Origin of the sequence: Streptomyces sp. (assembly GCF_036566765.1) — a bacterium.
Lineage (GTDB): Bacteria > Actinomycetota > Actinomycetes > Streptomycetales > Streptomycetaceae > Streptomyces.
In genome coordinates this window covers 1-14,101 of the sequence record NZ_DATCVQ010000333.1, presented here as the reverse complement: position 1 = coordinate 14,101, position 14,101 = coordinate 1, and the positions used below count along the sequence as shown (strand labels likewise).

Sequence of the window (14,101 nt, the reverse complement as noted above, 5' to 3'; positions counted from 1 at the left end):
GGCCCGGGTCGGGATCGGTCGTGTCGCTGAAACAGGCGACCGGTCACCGTCCTCGGGACGGCACGGTCGGCAGGAGGAGGGACCGCAGGGGCTGGAGCCGGCATCCGCGGAAGCGCTTCGCGGACAGGGATCCGATACCGAAGTCGATCAGTGTGGCGCCGTCGGCGATGGCGCGGGCGATGGGTTCGTAATAGGTCAAGTTGAAGTATTGACCGTGTTCCGGTGCCGTGTAGTCGCGGCCCACCGCCCTGATCGCCCAGGTGCCGCCGCGGCGGTGCACGACCGAGAATGCCACCGGTCTGCCGGACAGATATCCCACCAGCGCGCGTACCTCGGAACCCGGTGTCATCGCGAGCATGGCCAGGTAGAACTCCGCCTCCAGGGGGCCCGCGGGGTCGCCATGGCGCTGCTGGGTCTGCGCGAGCAGCGGCGCGACCTCGGCGGCGACCGAGGACAGCGGCTCATCGCGAACGACGATCCCGCTGTCCGCGAAGGCGCGGCGCTCCTGGCGGACCTGCCATCTGCGCTTGCGCGGGAGAGCGGCCAGGTACTCGGAGAAATCGCCCCACTCGATCGGCATCACGGCCTTGTCGCGTGTCGCGACCGCGATCGCCTCCGGATCGAACTCCGCGAGCCATCGAGCCTGAGCAGGGTCGAGGTCCGGGATCAGGACCTGCGGGCAGCCTGCCGCCGAGGCGACCTGTCGGGCAGCCGAGACCAATGCGCGTGCGGCGCCGGCGGCACACGCGGGCTCGATCGCAGACCTCAGGACCAGGTGATTCCGGTAGCCGCCGGCCCCACCGGCTGAACACAGTCGGGAGTCGGTCGAAGGGGGCAGGTCATCGAAGATGTTCTCCGGGGCGAGGGAGGCCTCGTAGGGGCGCGAGAACTGATAGACGGGAAGCAGACCCAGAGCAGCACCTGACGTGCGGCGCACCACGAGATAGGTGATGCGGGCGCCACGCCTGCGCTCCACTATGTGGTGGCGTTCCAGTTCCCCCAGGACGTGGTCGGATGCCGTGATGCCGAGTTCGTCCAGGAGGTCGATCGACACCTTGTCGACTTCCTCGGTACGCATTGCCTCATCCCGTCGCCTGCGGGCTCATGGGATGAGCCCTCTCTGCAGGGGACAGCGCAGAGCGGGCGGGGGGCTAGTCACCCGAACGGGCGGCATGACGCCGAGTGCGGCGTACCCGAGACTCGCCTCACCGGTTTGCCCGTTGAACAGCTCGGATGAACGGTGTACTCGACGCGGGACTTTCGTATCTTACGTAACGCCACCGCATTCCGGAACTGTCGCCCGCTCGATGAACGCGGCGCAGGTCATCGCGTCGAACGGGCTTACCCTGGAGGAAATCTGATGAACGTTCACACGCTCAGTCGTGTGGATGCGCGGCGGATCGCGATTCGCGCGCAGCTTCTGCACGGCGAGCGGCCGACAGCGTTGACCGACATGGTGCGGCACCTGACGCTGCTGCAGCTGGATCCCACCGCGGCCATTGCGCCGGCCGCGGATCTGGTGTCGTGGAGCAGGCTCGGTGCGGCCTATGCGCCGGAGTTCCTGGTCCAGGCGCTCAAGGAGCGGCAACTCGTCGAGATCGGGGCGACCATCCGGCCGGTCGAGGACGCGGTGCTCTTTCGGGCCGAAATGCTCGAGATGCGGCGTCGGCCGCCGGTGGCCGACTGGGAGAAGAGGTTTCACGGCTGGCTCGAGGCCAATGACGCCTGCCGCCGGGACATCCTTTCGCGGCTTCAAGCCGATGGCCCGCTGCTCTCGCGCGACATCCCGGACACGTGCGTGCTTCCGTGGAAGTCGACAGGGTGGACGAACGACCAGAACGTGATCCGGCTGCTGGGGATCATGGCCGACCTCGGAGAGGTGGCCATCGCGGGGCGGCAGGGCCGCAACCGGCTGTGGGACCTGGCCGAGCGGGTGTACCCGGATGCCCCGGTTCCGGACCCCGAGGAGGCGTTGCGGGAACGCGACGAGCGCAGGCTGCGGGCATTGGGAATTGCACGCACCAAGTCGACCAAGGTGCCCATCGAACCGTATGACGTCGGTGGGGCGGGCGAGGCGGCCGTCGTCGAGGGGGTCAAAGGCGAGTGGCGCGTCGACCCCATGTATCTGGGGCAGCCCTTCGAGGGGCGGGCCGCGCTGTTGTCCCCCTTCGACCGCCTGATTCATGACCGCAAGCGCGCGATGGAGCTCTTTGATTTCGAATACGGAGTCGAGATGTACAAGCCCGTGGCGAAACGCCGTTGGGGATATTTCGCGCTGCCGATTCTGTTCCATGAGCGCCTGGTGGGCAAGCTCGACGCGACCGCGGACCGGAAGAGGGGCGTCCTTCGGGTCAATGCCGTCCATGAGGACGAGGTTTTCACGAAGGAAATGGCGGTGGCCGTCGATGCGGAGGTGGAGGCGCTGGCCGAGTGGCTCGAACTGGAGGTGGAGCGTTCTTGAGCGACGCATTCGGCGGACGAGGGCCGTCGTGCACGGCCACTTGTATGTGCCGCGGTCGTCGGTCCACGAAGGTGTCGCCGTCGAAGAGGTTTCCTTCGGCTGTCCGCGCGAGTGGGGACATCGGGCGACACCGTTCGCGTCACGGTCGATTGCGTGTGGAGTCAGCGCGCTCGGGCGTTATGAAACGGATGCTCCTTCCCGCCCCAAGTGAGAGGTGGTGCTGTCGGCGGTTTCCTCGTCCCCTGTCGAGGTGACGAATTTACCGAGGAGAGCTGCGCGGGTGAGTTCAGCCTTGTTTCCTACGTCGAGTTTGACGCGAATGCGTTTCACGTAGGTGTCGACGGTGTGCTGGCTTATGCCCAGGCGGGTCGCTATCTGGCCGTGCGTTCTGCCCTGGGCGATCTGGGTGAGAACCTGCTGCTCGCGGTCCGAGAGCGTGGGTTGGCCCGCCTGGACTCCGCTGCCCGTGAGGCCGGCGCTGGGCTGGGTCGACGCTATGCGGCCGGCTGATCCGGCGGCGGCGAGTTGGACGGCGCGCACGATCCTGGACCCGGGCTCGTCTTTGCTGATGACGGCTGTCGCGCCTGCTTTTATGTAATCTTTGCCGTTTATGGAGGGGCCGTTGGTGAGGATGAGCACCGCCATGGACCGGGCGGCGTCCGTGACGATATGGCTGTCTGTACCGGCGACCGCGTCGGCGTCCATGACCGCCACGTCGGCGAGCCAGCATGGCTCCTCGCGGGCCGAGGTGCGGGTGGCGACAATTCTGACCCCAGCCGCTGTGAGGACCTGGCTCAGGCCGAGCAGGAAGCAGGGAGAGGTCACGAGCAGATCTGTGCGAATCATGCATGTCCCAAGGAGAAAGGCGGCCACTGGCGGCAGCGCGATCGACGGACGTCAGGTGTGCTGGGTGATGCTCGCTGCGCTTGACGCGGCGTCAGGTCTATTCGTGAATAAGGGACCTCCTACGGGGAACACCGGAACCCCTGTACGGGCATGTCAACCTTCGGGTCGCCAGGGATGTGACCGGCGTAGCGTGTATCACACTAAGTGGCCGAACATCTGCTGGCCATAAGGGAGTTGGGTGCGGTGCGGGCGCGCGGACCACCCGTCGGTCGACTCTCTGCAGTTATGTCGGTCAGTAACCGTCGCGCTACTCATTCGCTCACCGGCGCCCCCGGAGGTGGGCACAATAGCCCGTTGCGCACCCGTGAGGTGAGAGGTTGTCAGTCGACCGGTGAGTCGCTAGCGTTTTGGTGCGTTTTAGGAACAGTCGATCAATAGACCGGAGGAGACCGCAGAGATGGCCGAAGTTCTGCTGTACCACCACATCCAGGGCTTGACTGACGGGATCCAGGCGTTTGCCGAAGACCTGAGGCAGGCCGGCCACACCGTGCATACGCCGGATCTGTTCGAGGGCCGCACTTTCGGGAGTCTTGAGGAGGGCATGGAGTTCGCGCGGGAAACCGGGTTCGAGACCCTCCGGGCGCGTGGTGCGGCGGCGGCCGAGGGCCTCGGTCCGGAGCTCGTCTACGCCGGTTTCTCCTTCGGCGTGACGATCGCTCAGAAACTGGCCCAGACACGACCGGGCGCACGTGGTGCACTGCTTATGCACTCCTGCATCCCCGTCGCGGAGTACGGGGATTCCTGGCCCGACGGCGTGCCGGTGCAGATGCACGGCAAAGAGGGCGACGAGTTCTTCGAGGAAGACCTGCCGGCGGCACGCGAGCTGGCCAAGTCCGCCTCGGCTGCGGAGCTGTTCGTCTACGCCGGCGATCAGCACCTGTTCACCGATGCTTCGCTCGATGCCTTCGACGCGGAGGCGTCCAAACTGCTCATGGACCGCGTGCGGACGTTCCTCGCTTCGGTCTGATTCACGCGCCGACCCGGCGGCCGGTCTCACGCCGAACTCGGTGTGAGACCGGCCGTGAGCGCGCGCCCGCATGCTGGGCAGCGCGAGCGCGCGCCCGCATCCTGGGCAGGGAGCCGGCCTCGCACCCGTCCTGGTCAGAGGCGTACGAGCATCTTGCCCAGGTTGCGTCCGCGCATCATGTCCAGGAAGGCGCGAGGGGCTGCCTGGAGGCCTTCGGCGAACGTCTCCCGGTAATGCAGCTCTCCGGCGTGCAGCCACCCGGCGGCCTCCGCGATGAACTGATCCCGCAGGTGTGCGAAATCGCCGGCGAGAAAGCCCCGAAGCGTGAGCCGTTTGCCCATGGAGAGCGCCAGGTTCCGGGGCGCCGCCGGTGGCTCATCGGCGTTGTACATCGAGATCGCGCCACACATGGCGATCCGACCGTGCGGGTGCATGGCGCCGATGGCGACCTCGAGCTGCCGCCCGCCGACGTTGTCGAAGTAGACGTCGATGCCGTCCGGCGCGGCGGTGCGCAGGGAGCGACGCAGGGCGCCGTCGTGGTAGTCGAAGGCAGCATCGAAGCCGATGCCGCGCAGGTACTCGACCTTTTCCGGGGAGCCGGCGGACCCGACGACCCGCCCAGCCCCTCTCAACCGCGCGATCTGTCCTGCCGCGCTGCCGACGGCGCCGGCGGCGGCCGACACGAAGACGACCTCGCCCGGTTGCATGGCGGCGACATCCAGGATCCCCGCGTAGGCGGTGAGGCCGGGCATCCCGAGCACTCCGAGATAGGCCGAGGGCGGGGCAAGACCGGGGTCCACTCTCGTCGCGGCGTCCTCCGGCACCACCGCGTACTCCCGCCAGCCGGCCTGGTGCAGGACGACATCGCCCGCTGCGAAGAGCGCTGACCCGGACTCGATCACCGTGCCGACGGCACCGCCTTCCAGCGGTCGCCCGATGTCGAAGGGCGGCACGTACGACGGGATTTCGTTCATCCGCCCGCGCATGTAGGGGTCCACGGACATCACCTGGTTGCGGACGAGCAGTTCACCTGCCTGCGGCTCGGCCACCTCGACTTCAGCCAGGCAGAAATCGTCTTCCGACGGCCAGCCGAGGGGTCTCGAAGCCAGGTGGATCTCGCGCCCTTTCATGCGTCACACGGTAGGTGCCGCCCGAGGATCGGCGTCGCCCCAAGTTCCGGTGACAGGACGCCTGGCCAGGCGTTGCCTAGCTTCAGTTGTCCCGACACCCGGTTGCCGTCAGCAGTGCTGTCGCGCACGCGCGGGTGTCGCCCCTCTTGCTGGAGGTTCACCGTGGCGCCGAAGGAACAGCTCGTGGTCTCGCGCACCGTCTCCGAGCTGTTGCAGGAGCGTACGCGCGAGCGGCCGGACGCGGTCGGCTACACCTATCTGAGTGATGGTGAAGCCGAGCGGGAGGTGCTGAGCTATGCCGACCTGGACCGGAGGGCATCCGCGATCGCTGCCGCGCTCCATGCCTCCGGCGCCGCGCCCGGGGACCGTGCCCTGCTGCTGCTGGCTCCCGGACTCGACTACGTGTCCGCCTTCTTCGGCTGCCTCTACGCCGGAGTGGTGGCGGTGCCGTCATACCCGCCGGACCCGTTCCGGCGCGAACGCACCCTGCCCCGGCTCATGGGTGTGGTGGACGACGCCGATCCTGTCACCGCCCTGACGACATCGGATCTGCTCGGGTTCATCGACGATCTCGGCGAGCATGCGCCACGCCTGCGGAACCTGCGCTGGATCGCGGTCGATGCCGTGCCCGACGAGCCGGCCGCACCCGTCGCGGTGGATCCCGGCTCGACGGCCTTCCTGCAGTACACCTCGGGCTCGACGGCCGCACCGCGTGGCGTGATGGTCTCGCACGAGAATCTGCTGCACAACCTCGGAATGATCCAGGGGTACTTCGGCACCGACTCCGACACTCAGGCTCTGATCTGGTTGCCGCCCTATCACGACATGGGTCTTATCGGCGGTCTGCTGCAGCCCTTGTACTCGGGCTGCCCCGTGACGATGCTGTCTCCGCTGCACTTCCTCGAGCAGCCCATGCGCTGGCTGCGGTTGATCTCGAGTCTCGGCATCACCGTCAGCGGCGGCCCCAACTTCGCCTACGAGCTGTGTTCCCGCCGTGCCACTCCGCAGGAGGTCGAACAGCTGGATCTGAGCGCATGGCAGGTGGCCTTCAACGGGGCCGAGCCGATCCGTCCGGAGACGCTGGACAGGTTCGCCGCTGTCTTCGGCCCCGCAGGATTCCGCGCGGATGCCTTCCTGTCGTGCTATGGCCTCGCCGAAGCGACGCTGATCGTCAGCGGCACGGAACTGGGCAAACCGGTGCCCCGACTCCAGGTCGATCGCGACGCACTGGCAGGCCATACGGCCGCCGCGCCCGGCGAAGGCTCGGAAGTGTCGCTCGTCTCCTGCGGATCCGGGGCCGCGGACCAGGAGATCGCGATCGTCGACGCCGGCACCGGGCAACGATGCCCCGAGGGAGTGGTGGGTGAGATCTGGGTGACGGGGCCGAGCGTCGCCCGCGGGTACTGGCGTCGCCCTGAGGAGACCGAGCGCGTGTTCGGCGCACGCATCGCAGGCGAGGACGCCCACTACCTGCGCACGGGGGATCTGGGGTTCCAGCTGGAGGGCCGGCTCGTGGTGACGGGGCGGCGCAAGGACCTTCTCGTCGTCCGCGGCCGGAACCACTACCCGCACGACATCGAGTACACCGCCGAGCACGCGCATCCGGCGCTGCGGGTCGGCTGTTCCGCGGCGTTCCAAGTGCCCGATGACCATGCCGAGGACCGGCTGGTCCTGGTGATGGAGGTGCGCGGGGCGTCCGAGACCGTCGACGGCGACGAGATCACCGCCCGGGTTCGCGAGGCAGTGGCCCTCGTCCACGGCCTCCGGGCCCACACGGTCGTGTTGGTGCGCGCCGGCACGGTGCCGAAGACCTCCAGCGGCAAGATCCAGCGCAGTCTGTGCCGCGCGCGCTACCTGGCAGGCGAGCTCACGGAGGCGGCCGTGGAGCGCGTGCCTGCGGCCACTGCGCCCGCGGTCGATGCGCAGCCCGGGCCCCGCGACGATCTGGACCACCGGCTGCGTGTGCTCGTCGCAGAGCTGGTCGATGTCGCGCCCGACACCCTCGACGTGAAGGTTCCGCTGCTGGCACTCGGCCTGGACTCGCTCGCCCTCGTCACGTTGCAGCACCGGATGGAAGCCGCGTTCGGTGTCACGGTGCCGCTCGGTGACGTGCTCGCCGGCGGCACCATGGAGGGAGTTCTCGAGCAGATCACGGACAGCTGCTCACAGCAGGTCCCCGGGGCGGCCGGGACGGGAACGCCCGGGGACGGGGCTCCCTCGCCTGCGCCGGACGCGACCGGAGAAGTGCAGGCGCCGCTGTCGCACGGCGCGCGTGAGATCTGGCTGATGCAGCAACTCGAACCGGACAACCCCGAGTTCACCGTCGCCACCGCACTGCGCCTGCCGGAGTCGGTCGATCTCGGCGCGCTGCAGAAGGCGCTGGACGCCGTCGCCGCCCGGCACCCGGTGCTGCGTACGACGTTCGAGGTGCGGGACGAGGAGCTGGTACAGGTCGTCCACCCGGAGAGCCCGGTCACGGTCCGGGTGCACGACGTGCCCGAGCTGGACGAACACGCCCTCACCGCACGCCTGAACGCCGTGTCGAGCACCCCCGTCGATCTCGTCACCGGTCCACTGCTGCACGTCGACCTCTACCGGTCCGCCGGTGGTGAAGTCCTTCTGGTGCGCATGCACCACATCATCACGGACTTCTGGTCCAGCACGATCCTCGCCCGTGAGGTGGGCGCCTTCTACAGCGCCTACGCCGCCGGCCAGGAGCTCTCCCTGGCGCCGCCACGTGCCACCTATCTCGACGTGTCCGCCTGGCGCAATGCCGTTCTGTCCGACCACGAACGCGTACGCCGCATGGAGAGCCACTGGCTCGAACAGCTGGCGGTCGCAGCGGACACCGCGTGGCCACGGCTCACCTTCCCCCAGGGAGACGGGGGCGGGCGCGACGGCGGTGCGATCGAGTTCGCGATCAACGCAGAGCTGACGGACGCGCTGCGCGCGCGTGCCGCCGACACGAACGTGACGCTGTACGTACTGCTGCTGGCCTCGTTCATGACAGTCCTGTACCGGACGACGGGGCAGCACGATCTGGTCGTGGGGACACCCATGATGGGCCGCACCCGTCCCGAGTTCGCGGACGTGGTCGGATGCTGCGCCGGCACCTCTCTGATCCGCTGCCGAGCGGCCGGCGACATGCCGTTCCTCGTGCTGCTCGGTCGGGTGCGACAGCAGGTCATCGGCGCGCTGGAGCACCAGGACTACCCGATGTACCTGCTCCGTGAACGTCACGGCGTCGGTGGACGCGGGCATCTCGTGGATGTGCTGTTCACCGTCAATCAGGCGCCCCCGCGCCCCACCGGCGACCCCCGCGCGCAGGGATCGGCGACACCGCAGCAGCCGGGCACGGCGCATGACACCACCGAGATCGCCGCGCTGGCCCAGGTGGGTCCCTCGGCGGTCCGCGGCCGGTTGGGGTCCCTGCCGGTCGAGAAGTTCCCGTTGTCCCTCGGCGGTGGTGCGGTACCCGTCGAGGTCGTGATCGCCGAGGTGTCCGGCACCGCGCACGGGCTGCTGCGGTTCCGCGCGGGCTCGCTCGACGCGGCGGCGGCCGATCGCTTGGTGCGGGACTACCTGGCGGTTCTGGACCGGGTCGCCGCCGACCCGGACGTGACGCTCGCCGGCCTCGCCGACGGGGCTGCGTAGTCAGCTGCGGATCGCGGAGAGCGTTGCCGAGATCTCGTGTGTGAGGGCGCGGGACCCCTCGTCGGAGAGCATCCAGTGGTCGGTCTTCAGCTCGACACTTCGGAAGAGCCCCTGGGTCTGCGCCTTCCAGCGGGGCTGCTCCGCCGCGGGCACCGTCGGGTCGTCCGCCCCGCGCGCCGTCAGGATCGGGACGGGGAGCGCAGGGGAGTCGGTGTGGACGTAGCCGTCGAACACCTCCCAGTCCGCGCGCATCGGCCGTTCCAGCAGGTCGAGGAAATCCTGGTCGGCCAGGAGCGCATCCGGCATGCCTCCCAGCGCGGCGGTACGCGCGAACATGTCCTCGCGGGAGAGCCTGCTGGTGCCGGTGTCCGGAACGAGTTCCGGAGGTCGGCAGCTGCAGACCACGAGCAGCTGCGGATTCGCACACGGCAGCCGGACGAGCAGACGTGCGATCTCGAGGGCGACAATGGATCCGGAGCAGTGCCCCAGCAGGCCGTAGTCTCCGGAAAAGGCGGCGAAGTCGTCTGACTTCGCCGCTTCTTCGATCTCGGCGAGCAGCGTATGGATCGAGCGGTGCGGCGCCTCCCGGACCCTGCGTCCACGCCCGGGCAGCAACGCCCCGCTCAGGGAGATCCCCGCCTGCGCGGCCGTCTCGCGGAGCGAGTGGAACAGCGTGGGTCCCGCTGCGATGTGCGGAAAGGCGAACAGCTCGAATCCGTCGGTTTCCCTCCGATAGGGAAACAGCTTGTCGATCGGTGACATCGGTGCTCCCTCTACAGACCGGCATCCAGGTACGCCCAGTCAACCCGGCCTCCGCGCAGGTCTCCTGTCCGGTGTTCGAGTGACAGGCCCCACCTGCGACGCACGAGCGCCGGTACCCGTTTTCTGCGACGCCACCGAGAGCCGGACCCGCCCTTAACGTGAGCGCTGTGGCCTCTCATCCTTCGCCCCATGCATCCGATCGGACAGACGTGACCCCTGATGACGCGGCGCACCCCGCCGGGCACGGTCCGGCGACTTCCCGATCCGCTGTCGAGGAGGGCATCGGCAGGATCTTCCGCGACATCCTCCGGCGCGACGACATAGGCGTGTTCGACGACTTCTTCGATCTCGGGGGAAGCTCGCTGATGGCCGTGCGGGCGCTCGGACAGATCCACGAGCGGTACGGGGTGCGGGTCCGGGCGATGGACTTCTTCGAGTCCCCCGTGGTGGCCACCCTGGCGCAACACGTGGTGGATGCCGCGCCCGCCCCGTGGCCCGAGGTGGGCCGGCGTCCTGCGGGAGCCGAGCCCGTACTCTCCTATGACCAGCAGCGGCTCTGGCTGGAGGACCAGCTCCTGCCGAGCGCTGCCTACCATGTGCACGGTCGGCAGCGGCTCAGCGGAGACCTGGACGTGGCTGCCCTGGACGCCTCACTGCGCGCCATCATGGACCGGCATGAGGCACTGCGCTCCCGGTTTCCCGTACAGGACGGCAGGACGGTGCAGATCGTCGACGACCTCGCGGACGACTGGCATCTCCGGTTCGAGGACGTCAGCGCCCGACCCGACGGTGAGGACCGGGCGCGCGAGCTGATGGACGCCGATGCCGCCGCGCCCTTCAGCCTCGAACACGGCCCCCTGGTGCGCTGCCTGTTGATCCGGGTGGGCGAGGCCGAGCATCTGCTGAGCATCACCGCACACCACATCGTGTGCGACGACTGGTCGGTCGGCGTCTTCGTGCGGGAACTGTCCGCCCTGTACGCGGCGGGCGGCGATCCGCGGCGGGCGGATCTGCCCGAACTGGAGGTCCAGTACCGCGACTTCGCCGTGTGGCAGCGGAAATGGCTGACCGGCGAGTACCTGCAGCAGCAGGTGGACTACTGGCGCGAGCATCTCGCCGGCGCCCCGGCCTCCCTGGCGCTCCCCAGCCGGCGGCGCAGCACGCCGGATGATGTTCTGGTGGGCGGACGGGTGTCTGCCGCGCTCTCGGAAGCCGATACGAGTGCGCTCGGCGAGTTGTGCCGGAAGGCGGACGCGACCGCGTTCATGGCGCTCCTGGCCGGGTTCGGGACGGTTCTCGGCCGCTGGTCGGGCCAGGAGGACGTGGTGATCGGGGTGCCGATCACAGGGCGGTCCGACGCCCGGTTGCAGCACCTCATCGGCTTCTTCGTCAATACGCTTCCGTTCCGACTGGACCTCAGCGGTGACCCGACGTTCGCCGAGCTTCTCGCCCGCGCCCGCAAGGCGGCGATCGGCGGATACGCGCATGCGGAAGCGCCGTTGGACCTGCTGGTCGGCGAGCTTCCCGCGACCCGTGTCCCGTCCCGGACACCGCTCTTCCAGGTGATCCTGAACGGGGTCGACACCCCTGAGGTCCGTCCACTGGCAGGCACCACAGGGGAGTTGCTGGACGCTCCGGCCCGGCCCAGCAAGTTCGAGCTGACCTTGAACGCGCGCGAATGGGACGGGGTCCTCCGCTTCGACCTGGAATTCGATGCGAACCGCTACGAGCGGGTCATGATCGAGCAGCTTCTGGAGCAGATGACGGCGATCCTCCGGACCGCGGCGCACGCTCCTGACCGCCCTCTGAGCGAGTACCGGCTGACCTCACCCGGTGAGTCGCCGGCCGACTTGATGCCCGGCCCGACCGGGGACACGACCACTCCCGAGACCGGCGCGAGCGAAACAGGGCAGGTCAGTGGCTCGACCGCGTACCCGCGCCCGGCAGCAGCGTCCTCCGCACCGACCCGTGGACTGCTGTCGGCGGCCGACCCTGATGCCGTCGCGGTCGTCGACCGCGACGGCGAGTGGACCTACCGCCGCATCGACGAGGTGGCGGACCGAGTCTCCCGGGCGTTGACGCGGCGCCTTCCCGCAGACGCCGGGAACCGTCGACTTGGCGACATCGAGGGCCAGGTCGTCCTTGCCTGGCGGCCGTCCGCTCTCTGTGCGGCCGCGCTCCTGGGGTGTCTGCGGGCCGGAATCCGGGTGTCCCTGGATCGCTCGGGCGATGCCCTGGAGGCCGCCGGCGGCTTGGCGGTGCGCTCCGACGGCTCCGGCATCACGCTGCGGCTCGGGCCGGACGAGATTCACGTCATCGATCCCGACAGTCCGCCGAGCGACGGGACGGAGTCGGGCGCCGACGCCGTCATCCCCGGTGGCGGCCCGGATTGGGCGGTGGCACGCTACGGGTTCGACTCCCACGACCGCTTCGCCGTGCTCTCCGGCTCCACCCATCACGTGATCTCGGCGCTCCTGACCGCCTTCGCCGCGGGAGGGACCGTGGTGCTGGTCGACCACACGCCTGCCGGTGGAACAGGCGCGCCGGCCGCGGAGCTGGAGAGCGCCGGCGTCAGCGTGCTCTATGCGGGGCCGGAGTCGTTGCGTGGCCTGGCGGGTTCCTCCCTGCCCGGACTGCGCCACGTCGTGGTCGAGAACTCGGGATCCTTTGTGGCGCAGGACGTCGTCGCGGTACGCCGGACGGCCCCGGACGCCCGGTGCACGGGCCTGTACGGCCTCGGGCCCGACGGCCGACCCGCGACGGTTTACGACATACCGGATGGGTGGGCGGCGGAGACGGCGCCCCTGCGCATTCCCCTCGGCCATGCCGTGCGCGGTCCTGTGCGGCTCGTTCGGCGAGGCGGACAGGATGCGGCGGTCGGCGAAGTCGCCGAACTCTGCACGGAGGGCGGTCGGAGCGGGGAGCTCGGGCGGCGCTGGGCTGACGGGACGTTCGAGATGGTCGGCATGGTCGGCAGCGACCCGTCGGCCGACACTCTTCCGGTCACCTGCGCGCTGCGTGAGCTCTCGGGCGTCGTCGACGCCCTCGTCGTCGACGCGACGGAAGCCGGCGCGGACACGGAGCTCGTCGCCTATGTGGTCACCGAGGACGGGGAGTTCGACCTGGCTGCGGCCCAGCCCCGGCTTGCGGCGCGGGTGCCCGACGCACTGCTCCCACGGCATCACGTGGTGCTCGAACAGCTGCCGCTGACTGCGGACGGAGAGTACGATCTGGCCGCTCTGCCCCGTCCGGAGTCGCGGGAGACAGCCGACCGGTACGTCGCTCCGCGAACCCCGGTGGAGCGTCAGCTCGTCGAGATCCTTGCGGAACTCCTCAAGGTCGATCGGGTCGGCGTCCATGACAGCTTCTTCGAACTGGGCGGGTTCTCGCTGCTCGCGACGCAGCTGAACATCCGGATCCGGGAGACCGTCCAGGTGGACCTCACCCTGCGCGACATCTTCGCCTCGTCGACGGTCGAGATGCTCGCACGGCGCATCGCGTACCGCCAGGCCGAGCAGGAGCCTGTGGAGGATGTCGAGGCCCTGCTGAGCGATCTGGAGTCCGAGGCATCCCGCCGCGCCTGATCGGGGCGGCGGTCCACTCCGCGCGGATCGACCAGATCCCTCGGCGGGCACGCCCGCCGAGGGATCTGGTTCGATGACCCCACAGGGGCTTGCCCCGCCTGCCCGATCCGGTCAGAACGAGAAGGTTCGTACGGCGATGGTCTGCCCCGACAGCACCGGGAAGCCCGCCCAACCGGTACCTGGCGGGAGCCGAGGTGCGTCGACGCCGTCCGGGAGGCCGGAGGCGGTGGACAGGACGCGGAGGCGCAGGGGGCCGTTGCCTTCGGTCCGGAGGGTGAGGTCGATGCCCTTGCCCGAGAGCGCGGCGTAGCGGAATCCCCAGCCCCAAGGTTCGGCGAGCGCGGCTTTCGCGGCATCGATGTCCACGCCGTCGACCGTCGCGCCCTGCACCGAGTGGTGGGTGGTGTTCGCGAACACGTCCACCATGAAGGCGTCGTCGGGCACGGTGAGGTGCAGTCGCACGGTGCGCTGCCCGGTGACGGGGTCGACGACGTCGGGGGCGGTACGTCTGATCAGGGGCTCGGGGACGTCGCGGGCCTTGAGCGCGCGGCCGCGGTACAGCGGCGCCCCGGAGAGGGACGGGATCCGTTCGTCCAGCCGACTCGGTCCGGCGGTGAGCAGCCGCCCCACGGCCGGC

At 69.2% G+C, this 14,101-nt stretch carries 9 protein-coding genes; 4 read left to right on the top strand and 5 right to left on the bottom strand.

Annotated elements, in window-relative coordinates:
- Positions 1–43: 43 nt before the first annotated feature.
- Positions 44–1,078 (bottom strand): GNAT family N-acetyltransferase, encoded by a 1,035-nt coding sequence (locus tag VIU94_RS19585; protein ID WP_331913123.1) that lies wholly within the window; start codon positions 1,076–1,078, stop codon positions 44–46.
- Between the two features lie 282 nt (positions 1,079–1,360).
- Between VIU94_RS19585 and VIU94_RS19580 the strand changes: the two genes are divergently transcribed.
- Entirely contained in the window at positions 1,361–2,461 is a 1,101-nt protein-coding gene (locus tag VIU94_RS19580) for a DNA glycosylase AlkZ-like family protein (protein ID WP_331913122.1), read from the top strand.
- Positions 2,462–2,638: 177 nt separating this feature from the next.
- Here the strand turns inward: VIU94_RS19580 and VIU94_RS19570 are convergent, their stop codons facing one another.
- Positions 2,639–3,307, bottom strand: a complete 669-nt coding sequence (locus tag VIU94_RS19570) for a helix-turn-helix transcriptional regulator (RefSeq protein WP_331913121.1) — start codon at positions 3,305–3,307, stop codon at positions 2,639–2,641.
- A gap of 430 nt (positions 3,308–3,737) precedes the next feature.
- Between VIU94_RS19570 and VIU94_RS19565 the strand changes: the two genes are divergently transcribed.
- The gene (locus VIU94_RS19565) at positions 3,738–4,334 is read left to right on the top strand and encodes a dienelactone hydrolase family protein (protein WP_331913128.1); all 597 of its coding nucleotides are present in this window, start codon (positions 3,738–3,740) and stop codon (positions 4,332–4,334) included.
- Positions 4,335–4,468: 134 nt separating this feature from the next.
- Here VIU94_RS19565 and VIU94_RS19560 read toward each other — a convergent pair whose 3' ends face one another.
- The gene (locus tag VIU94_RS19560) at positions 4,469–5,464 is read right to left on the bottom strand and encodes an NADP-dependent oxidoreductase (protein WP_331913120.1); all 996 of its coding nucleotides are present in this window, start codon (positions 5,462–5,464) and stop codon (positions 4,469–4,471) included.
- Here VIU94_RS19560 and VIU94_RS19555 point away from each other — a divergent pair.
- Positions 5,444–9,118, top strand: coding sequence for an AMP-binding protein (locus VIU94_RS19555; protein ID WP_331913119.1), 3,675 nt, complete (start codon positions 5,444–5,446; stop codon positions 9,116–9,118). The two genes, VIU94_RS19560 and VIU94_RS19555, sit on opposite strands and share 21 nt — an antisense overlap.
- Here the strand turns inward: VIU94_RS19555 and VIU94_RS19550 are convergent, their stop codons facing one another.
- The gene (locus tag VIU94_RS19550) at positions 9,119–9,880 is read right to left on the bottom strand and encodes a thioesterase II family protein (RefSeq protein WP_331913118.1); all 762 of its coding nucleotides are present in this window, start codon (positions 9,878–9,880) and stop codon (positions 9,119–9,121) included.
- 209 nt (positions 9,881–10,089) lie between these two features.
- On the opposite strand from VIU94_RS19550, the gene VIU94_RS19545 reads away from it, so the two are divergent.
- Positions 10,090–13,464 carry a condensation domain-containing protein gene (locus VIU94_RS19545; protein ID WP_331913117.1) on the top strand — a complete coding sequence of 1,125 codons (3,375 nt, stop codon included), beginning with the start codon at positions 10,090–10,092 and terminating at the stop codon, positions 13,462–13,464.
- A 111-nt stretch (positions 13,465–13,575) separates the two neighbouring features.
- On the opposite strand, the gene VIU94_RS19540 is transcribed toward VIU94_RS19545, so the two are convergent.
- The coding region (locus VIU94_RS19540; RefSeq protein ID WP_331913116.1) for a hypothetical protein at positions 13,576–14,101 on the bottom strand (526 nt) is incomplete at its 5' end.

Excerpts from the sequence above, each read along its gene's own strand:
- VIU94_RS19550 (WP_331913118.1), bottom strand. The coding sequence starts at position 9,880 with ATGTCACCGATCGACAAGCTGTTTCCCTATCGGAGGGAAACCGACGGA.
- VIU94_RS19560 (WP_331913120.1), bottom strand. The coding sequence starts at position 5,464 with ATGAAAGGGCGCGAGATCCACCTGGCTTCGAGACCCCTCGGCTGGCCG.
- VIU94_RS19585 (WP_331913123.1), bottom strand. The coding sequence starts at position 1,078 with ATGCGTACCGAGGAAGTCGACAAGGTGTCGATCGACCTCCTGGACGAA.
- VIU94_RS19570 (WP_331913121.1), bottom strand. The coding sequence starts at position 3,307 with ATGATTCGCACAGATCTGCTCGTGACCTCTCCCTGCTTCCTGCTCGGC.
- VIU94_RS19580 (WP_331913122.1), top strand. The coding sequence starts at position 1,361 with ATGAACGTTCACACGCTCAGTCGTGTGGATGCGCGGCGGATCGCGATT.